Source organism: Microbacterium sp. B24, assembly GCF_000333415.1.
Lineage (GTDB): Bacteria > Actinomycetota > Actinomycetes > Actinomycetales > Microbacteriaceae > Microbacterium.
On the sequence record NZ_BADB01000228.1, the window covers coordinates 1 to 6,281 of the forward strand.

A 6,281-nucleotide genomic window follows, 5' to 3' on the forward strand; every position below is an offset into this window, starting at 1 on the left:
TCCGCGGAGGGACTGCCTCGTGGCAGCACGGGCTGGCCGCGATCTACATCGGCTTCTCGGTCGCCTTCGGCCATCAGGTCATCTCGTGGGCCGACGTGCGCTTCTCGCACCGTTTCGCCTCAGGGCCTCCGCCCGTCAGGCTCTCGGGTACCGCGTACACGATCGCGTGTTGGAAGGACGTGCTGCGCACCATCGTCATGGTGGTGATCGCGGGCGGTGTCACGTGGGGGCTGATCGCGCTCGCCCGCGACGGCAACGGGGCTGACGAACTGCTGGTCAACGTTCGGATCCTCGGGATCATCCTCGCCGCCGACGTGATCTGGGCCGTGAGCTACACCATCTGGCCGCGACGCGCGTCGTCAGCGCCGCCCGTCGGGGCACACTAGCTCTCATGCCCCGGCTCATCGACCAAGACGCTCGCACGCAAGACATCGCCGCGGCCTCGCTGCGCGTGCTCGAGCGCGACGGCCTCGCGGGACTGTCGGTGCGCGGGGTGGCAGACGAGGCGGGCATCGCCGTCGCGTCGCTGCGGCGCACCTTTCCCACGCAGCATGCGCTGCGCGAGCACTGTCTGCTGCTCATCGATCGGCGGGTGTCCGCGCGCATCGCCGGGCTTCTCGGGCACTCCGCGGGACGTCGGCTCGCTGAGGAGATCCTGGAGCAGCTGTTGCCTCTCGATCATGACCGGCGGGTGGAGCTGCTCGCCCAGATCCAGCTCGGCGTGCTCGCTCTCACCGATGCGCGGCTGCGCGACTCGGTCCTGCGCCTCAACGGCGGGGTCGCCGCGGCGTGTCGCGCGTGCATCGAGCTTCTGCGAGAGGCGGACGACCTCGGCGTCGGGCGCGACCCGAACCTGGAGGCCCAGCGGCTGCACGCCCTGCTGGATGGCGCCGCCCTGCACGCGGTGTGGGGCGGGGAGGATGACGCGGAGGCGGCGCGCCGCCTGGTCGTCGCGCACCTCGACGACATTGCCCGCCGTCCCCGCTAGAGCGTGGGGGAGGTGTGCCCGGTGGGTACGGCGAGCCGGAGCGCGCCGGCGTGGATGCGCACGTCGACGGCCGTGGCCTCGCCGAACTCGTCCCCGTCGAGCTGCACCGGCGTGGCGACGCCGGCGGCGATCTGGATGCCGTTACCGCGTGCGTACCGGATGGAGTTGTCCCGGGTGCGCAGCCGCAGAATGCGCCGTCCGGCGCGGAACCTGCGCAGCACGCTGTTGTCCCAGGCGACGCGGCGCCACACCGCGAGCCATCCGAAGGCCGTCTTGGGTTGGAAGATCGCGATGTCGAGCTGCCCGTCGGCGACCGACGCCTCGGGGATCAGCTCCAGACCGGCCGGCAGCGAGCCGCAGTTGGCGAAGAGCACGCTCTGCACGTGTGCGCGGTGCATCCGGTGGCCGGCGACCTGGTACATGATGCCGAAGGGTTTGGCCTTCACGAGCGAGCGGGCGGCGCCGTCGACGTAGGCGACCCACCCGACCTTCTTCTTCAGATCGCCGCTGGTGTTGGCGATCATGGCGGCATCCAGACCCATGCCGCCCATCACGACGAACGCACGCTCCTCCCGCTGTCCGTCGGGGCGCACCAGCTCCGCGAACCCCACATCGATCGCGTGGACATCGCCCGCGAAGGTCGCCGCGATCATGGCGTCGGGATCGGAAAGGGGAAGCTGGAGGTTGCGGGCGAGCAGATTGCCGGTGCCGCTCGGCACGATCGTCAGCGGCACCTCCACGCCCGCCATGGCCTCGCTGACCGCGCGGACCGTGCCGTCGCCGCCCGCGACGAGCACCGCATCGGCTCCGGCCGCGATCGCCTCGCGCGCCAGACCGTCGCCGAGTTCGTCGACGGTCGTCTCGTAGAAGAGCGGCTCGGCCCACCCTGCGTCGGCGGAGTGACGGGTCACCGCATCGCGCAGCTGATCGACCTCGACCTTGATCGGGTTGTAGACCAGCGCCGCGCGGCGAGGCGACGCCTCATCACCGGAGGGTGCAGTGACGTCAGCGGATGCCATGCGGCTAAACATACCCGGCGGTGAACATCAGCGGCGGGGCGGGCGGATCGTGGCGCCGCGGCACTCGCTGCGGCCGTGGCCATGGACGGGTAGAACGGAGGGATGGGACAAGCGCGTCAGATCCGCTCCGCCGTTCGCTGGGCGGGGTGGATCGCCCTGTTCCTCGCCCTTGCGATCCCGCTGGGCACCTCCCTCGTCGCCATGGCGGTATTCAGGAACCCGTCCTGCGCCACCGCGCGATGGAGTGTGGCGCCGTTGCTCGCGACATGCGAGCCCGTCACCGAGCAGCTCACGGCCTACGGCTGGTTCGGCACCGTGCTGATCCTCATCCTGTTCGCAACCGCGATCGGGATCGCCGTGGGGGGCACCGCTCGGATCGGCACGCTCCACGGGATACAACGCGCCGACGCCCTCCACTTCGGCGTGACCGTGATCGTCGTGGTCGTCATCGCCGCGACGGCACTCGTGCGTCAGTTGGATCCGACGCAACCCGTGAACGCATGGGTGTTCTTCGCCTCCGCGGGAGGCATGGCTGCCTACGTCGTGTCCTCGCTGATCCTCGGACTGCGCCTCGCGGCTCGGCACCGTCTCTAGACACACGCCGTCTGCGACGGCTCCCCGAGCCGTCGTGCCCGACGACCGAGCGGGGGCGACCCCGCGAACTAGACTTGTCGGGTGATCGATCTCGCCCTTCTCCGCGACAATCCGGACCTCGTCAAGCGCTCGCAGGAGGCGCGCGGCGAGTCGGCCGACACCGTCGACGCCGCGATCGAAGCCGACCGCGCCCGGCGCGCGGCGATCACGGCCTTCGAAGAGCTGCGCGCCGCACAGAACGCGCACGGCAAGACCGTCGCCTCGTCGCCGAAGGAGGACAAGCCCGCGCTCGTCGCGCAGGCCAAGGAGCTGAGTGATCGCGTCAAGGCCGCGCAGCAGGCCGTCACCGCGGCCGAAGAGGCCGCCGACGCGGCCCTCGCCCGCATCGAGAACATCGTCATCGACGGGGTTCCCGCCGGCGGCGAGGAGAACTTCGTCACCGTCCGTACGCACGGCGAACCGGCATCCTTCGACTTCGAGCCCCTCGACCACCTCGCCCTTGGTGAGAAGCTCGGCGCGATCGACATGGAGCGCGGCACCAAGGTCTCCGGCAGCCGCTTCTACTTCCTCACCGGCATCGGCGCCCGCCTCGAGTACGCCCTCATGTCCCTCGCGCTCCAGCGCGCGGTGGATGCCGGGTTCATCCCCATGATCCCGCCGACGCTCGTGCGCCCCGAGGTCATGCGCGGCACCGGCTTCCTCGGACAGCACGCCGACGAGGTCTACAAGCTCGAGGCCGACGACCTCTACCTCGTCGGCACGAGCGAGGTCCCCCTTGCGGGCTACCACATGGGCGAGATCCTCGATCTGACCGCCGGTGCGAAGCGCTACGCCGGCTGGTCCACCTGCTACCGGCGCGAAGCCGGGTCGTACGGCAAGGACACCCGCGGCATCATCCGGGTGCACCAGTTCAACAAGCTCGAGATGTTCGTCTACACGACTCCCGACGACGCCGAGGCCGAGCACCTGCGCCTCGTCGCTCTGCAGGAGCAGATGCTGCAGGACCTCGGTCTCAGCTACCGCGTGATCGACGTGGCCGCGGGAGACCTCGGCTCCAGCGCCGCGCGCAAGTACGACGTCGAAGCCTGGGTGCCCACGCAGGGCTCGTACCGTGAGCTGACCTCCACCAGCAACTGCACGACCTACCAAGCGCGACGCCTCGACGTGCGCTACCGGCCGAGCGTCGAGGGCGTGGCGAGCAAGACCGCTCCGGTCGCGACGCTGAACGGCACTCTCGCGACCACCCGATGGATCGTGGCGCTGCTGGAGACGCACCAGCGCGCCGACGGGTCGGTGGTGATCCCCGAGGTGCTGCGGCCCTACCTCGGCGGCCTCGAGGTGGCGGAGCCGATCGCATGAGCGGCCCGCGCGCCGAAGACCGTCTGCCGCCCACGGGTGCGATCGAGGTCGTCGACGCGCCGAAGGCCGCGCACCTCGTCGACGATCTGGCGACGGATGCCGAGAACCCCGCCGTCGCGACGGAGCGGCTGCTCATCGCCCTCGACGTCGACGGCACCGTGCTGCTGGAGGACGAGACCCTCAGCCCGGGTGTCGTGGAGGCCGTCGCGCACGCCCATCGCGCCGGACACGAGGTGATGCTCGCCACGGGCCGCAGCTGGGAGGGCACCCGCGGCATCCAACACGTGCTCGAGCTCGCCCCGGAGTACGCGGTCTGCTCCAACGGCGCCGTCATCATGAAGCGCGTCGGGGGCGACTTCGCGGAAGAAGGCCGCTACGAGCGCTTCCACGTCGAGACGTTCGACCCCTCGGAGGTCGTCGACCTCTTGCGCGCGCACCTGCCGCACGCGAAGTACATGGTGGAACTCGCCGACGGCGAGCGGCTCTACACCGAGCGGCTCGACGATTGGAACCTGGCGCACGCGCGCCGAGTCGACTTCGCCGAGCTCGTCGCGCAGCCCGTCTGCCGCGTCGTCGTGGTCGCGCCCGACGAGACCGACGAGGACTTCCTGGCCCTCGTCGAACGCATCGGCCTCACCAAGGTCTCGTATGCCGTGGGCTGGTCGGCGTGGCTCGACATCGCGCCGCAGGGCGTCGACAAGTCGACCGCCCTGGAGCGCGTGCGCACCTGGCTCGGCGTGGAGAGCGAGCGCGTGCTCGTGATGGGCGACGGTCGCAACGACCTCGGCATGTTCCGCTGGGCCCTCGATCACGGCGGCCGTGCCATCGCGATGGGACAGGGGCCCGACGAGGTGCGCCGTGAAGCAGGAGAGGTCACGGCTTCGGTGCACGCCGGCGGCGTCGCCGACATCCTGCGCGAACTCTGACGTCTTTTCAGCCGCCGCCCAGGACGACGCGCGATGATGGGCATCGTGCGTCGACTAGACTCGTCGCCTGTCTGAGGGATGCCGCGGCATCCATCGGGAGGGTTGTCCGAGCGGCCGATGGACCCGGTCTTGAAAACCGGTGGGCAGAGATGTCCCGTGGGTTCGAATCCCACACCCTCCGCAGAAGCGGTCGTGCCCGCTGTCGAAAGGTCCCCCGTGAGTCCACGCCCCGAGCGCCCTCGTCGGCAGCCCGTCGCCCGCCACGGCATCCTGAAGTCTCCGCACCCGCTTTCGCAGGTGCTCGCGATCCTCGCGGCGATCGTCGCGGTCGCCGTGGTGAGCACGACGGCCGTGGGCGCGTTCTATGTGTGGGATGCCGCGCGTGCCGTACAGGCCGCCGGCGTCTCGATCGGCGGCGATGACGAAGCGCTTCCGCCCACGCTCGGCGAGATCGAGGGCGGCGCCAACATCCTCGTCGTCGGCACCGACTCGTGCGAGGGGCCCAACGCCGCCCTCTCCGGTGCTTGCCAGGCCGGCGACACCGACGGCGAACGCAACGACGTCACGATGCTCGTGCACATCTCCGATCAGCCGCGTCGCGTCACGGTCGTCTCCTTTCCGCGCGACATGATCGTGCCGATCCCTTCGTGCACCGGCCCGGACGGCACGCAGTACTCCGCGATGAGCGGTCAGATGCTCAACGCGTCGTACATGTACGGCGGCCTGTCGTGCACCGTGGCGACCATCGAGAAGCTGACCGGCATCGACATCCAGTTCGCCGCCGCGACGCGATGGACGGGTGTCATCGCGATGTCCGATGCCATCGGCGGCGTCGACGTCTGTGTCGCCGACGACATCAGCGACAGCCACACCGGGCTCAACCTGACCAAGGGCGAGCACACGCTGATGGGCGTCGAAGCCCTGCAGTTCCTCCGCATCCGTCACGGCATCGGCGACGGTTCGGACCTCGGCCGCATCTCGAACCAGCAGCAGTTCCTGAGCTCTCTGGTGCGCAAGCTGCAGTCCGAGGGCGTGCTGGGCAACCCGGCGACCCTCTTCAACCTCGCCAACACCGCGATCTCGCAGGTGACCGCCGACCCGCCACAGGTCGTGCTGAGCTCCACCCTCGCGAACCCGCAGCGGATGGTGCAGATCGCGATGGCGGTGCGCAGCGTGCCGTACCAGGACATCGTCTTCGTGCAGTACCCCACGGTGTATGCGACCGGCGGTTCCCGTGTCGACCCCGTCACCTCGGCGGCCAAAGTTGCTCTTCGACGCGCTCGCCAACAACAGCCGATCCAGCTGACCGGGTCGAACAGCGACGGCTACGGCACCAAGGTCGTCGGTGAGGCGACGCCGTCGCCCGCGACCGGGGCGCCAGCCCAGCCCGACGGC

General features: G+C 70.0%; 7 protein-coding genes and 1 tRNA gene. 7 read left to right on the forward strand and 1 reads right to left on the reverse strand.

Going from position 1 to position 6,281, the window contains the following annotated elements; all coding sequences use genetic code 11:
- Both I5I_RS17080 and I5I_RS06150 read left to right on the forward strand, forming a co-directional pair.
- Nucleotides 1-386, forward strand: a 386-nt coding sequence (locus I5I_RS17080; RefSeq protein WP_036317664.1) for a hypothetical protein, incomplete at its 5' end; no start/stop codon positions are given.
- 5 nt (nucleotides 387-391) lie between these two features.
- Nucleotides 392-988 carry a TetR/AcrR family transcriptional regulator gene (locus I5I_RS06150; protein WP_036317665.1) on the forward strand — a complete coding sequence of 199 codons (597 nt, stop codon included), beginning with the start codon at nucleotides 392-394 and terminating at the stop codon, nucleotides 986-988.
- Here I5I_RS06150 and I5I_RS06155 read toward each other — a convergent pair.
- Complete coding sequence (locus tag I5I_RS06155; RefSeq protein WP_036317668.1) at nucleotides 985-2,007, reverse strand: diacylglycerol/lipid kinase family protein; 1,023 nt, start codon at nucleotides 2,005-2,007, stop codon at nucleotides 985-987. The two genes, I5I_RS06150 and I5I_RS06155, sit on opposite strands and share 4 nt — an antisense overlap.
- Before the next feature lie 102 nt (nucleotides 2,008-2,109).
- Between I5I_RS06155 and I5I_RS06160 the strand changes: the two genes are divergently transcribed.
- The 5 genes from I5I_RS06160 to I5I_RS06180 form a co-directional block, all read left to right on the forward strand.
- Entirely contained in the window at nucleotides 2,110-2,601 is a 492-nt protein-coding gene (locus tag I5I_RS06160) for a hypothetical protein (RefSeq protein WP_036317671.1), read from the forward strand.
- A gap of 81 nt (nucleotides 2,602-2,682) precedes the next feature.
- Nucleotides 2,683-3,960, forward strand: coding sequence for a serine--tRNA ligase (gene serS / locus I5I_RS06165; RefSeq protein WP_036317673.1), 1,278 nt, complete (start codon nucleotides 2,683-2,685; stop codon nucleotides 3,958-3,960).
- The gene (locus I5I_RS06170) at nucleotides 3,957-4,886 is read left to right on the forward strand and encodes an HAD family hydrolase (RefSeq protein ID WP_036288963.1); all 930 of its coding nucleotides are present in this window, start codon (nucleotides 3,957-3,959) and stop codon (nucleotides 4,884-4,886) included. The genes serS and I5I_RS06170 overlap by 4 nt, the downstream gene beginning before the upstream one ends.
- A 96-nt stretch (nucleotides 4,887-4,982) precedes the next feature.
- Nucleotides 4,983-5,067: transfer RNA gene (locus I5I_RS06175), tRNA-Ser, on the forward strand.
- Between the two features lie 35 nt (nucleotides 5,068-5,102).
- A partial coding sequence (locus I5I_RS06180; protein WP_051039504.1) for an LCP family protein occupies nucleotides 5,103-6,281 on the forward strand: 1,179 nt, incomplete at its 3' end.

Bases quoted from the DNA above. Each gene is read 5' to 3' on its own strand.
- I5I_RS06150 (WP_036317665.1), top strand. From the start codon at position 392: ATGCCCCGGCTCATCGACCAAGACGCTCGCACGCAAGACATCGCCGCG.
- I5I_RS06155 (WP_036317668.1), bottom strand. From the start codon at position 2,007: ATGGCATCCGCTGACGTCACTGCACCCTCCGGTGATGAGGCGTCGCCT.
- I5I_RS06160 (WP_036317671.1), top strand. From the start codon at position 2,110: ATGGGACAAGCGCGTCAGATCCGCTCCGCCGTTCGCTGGGCGGGGTGG.
- I5I_RS06170 (WP_036288963.1), top strand. From the start codon at position 3,957: ATGAGCGGCCCGCGCGCCGAAGACCGTCTGCCGCCCACGGGTGCGATC.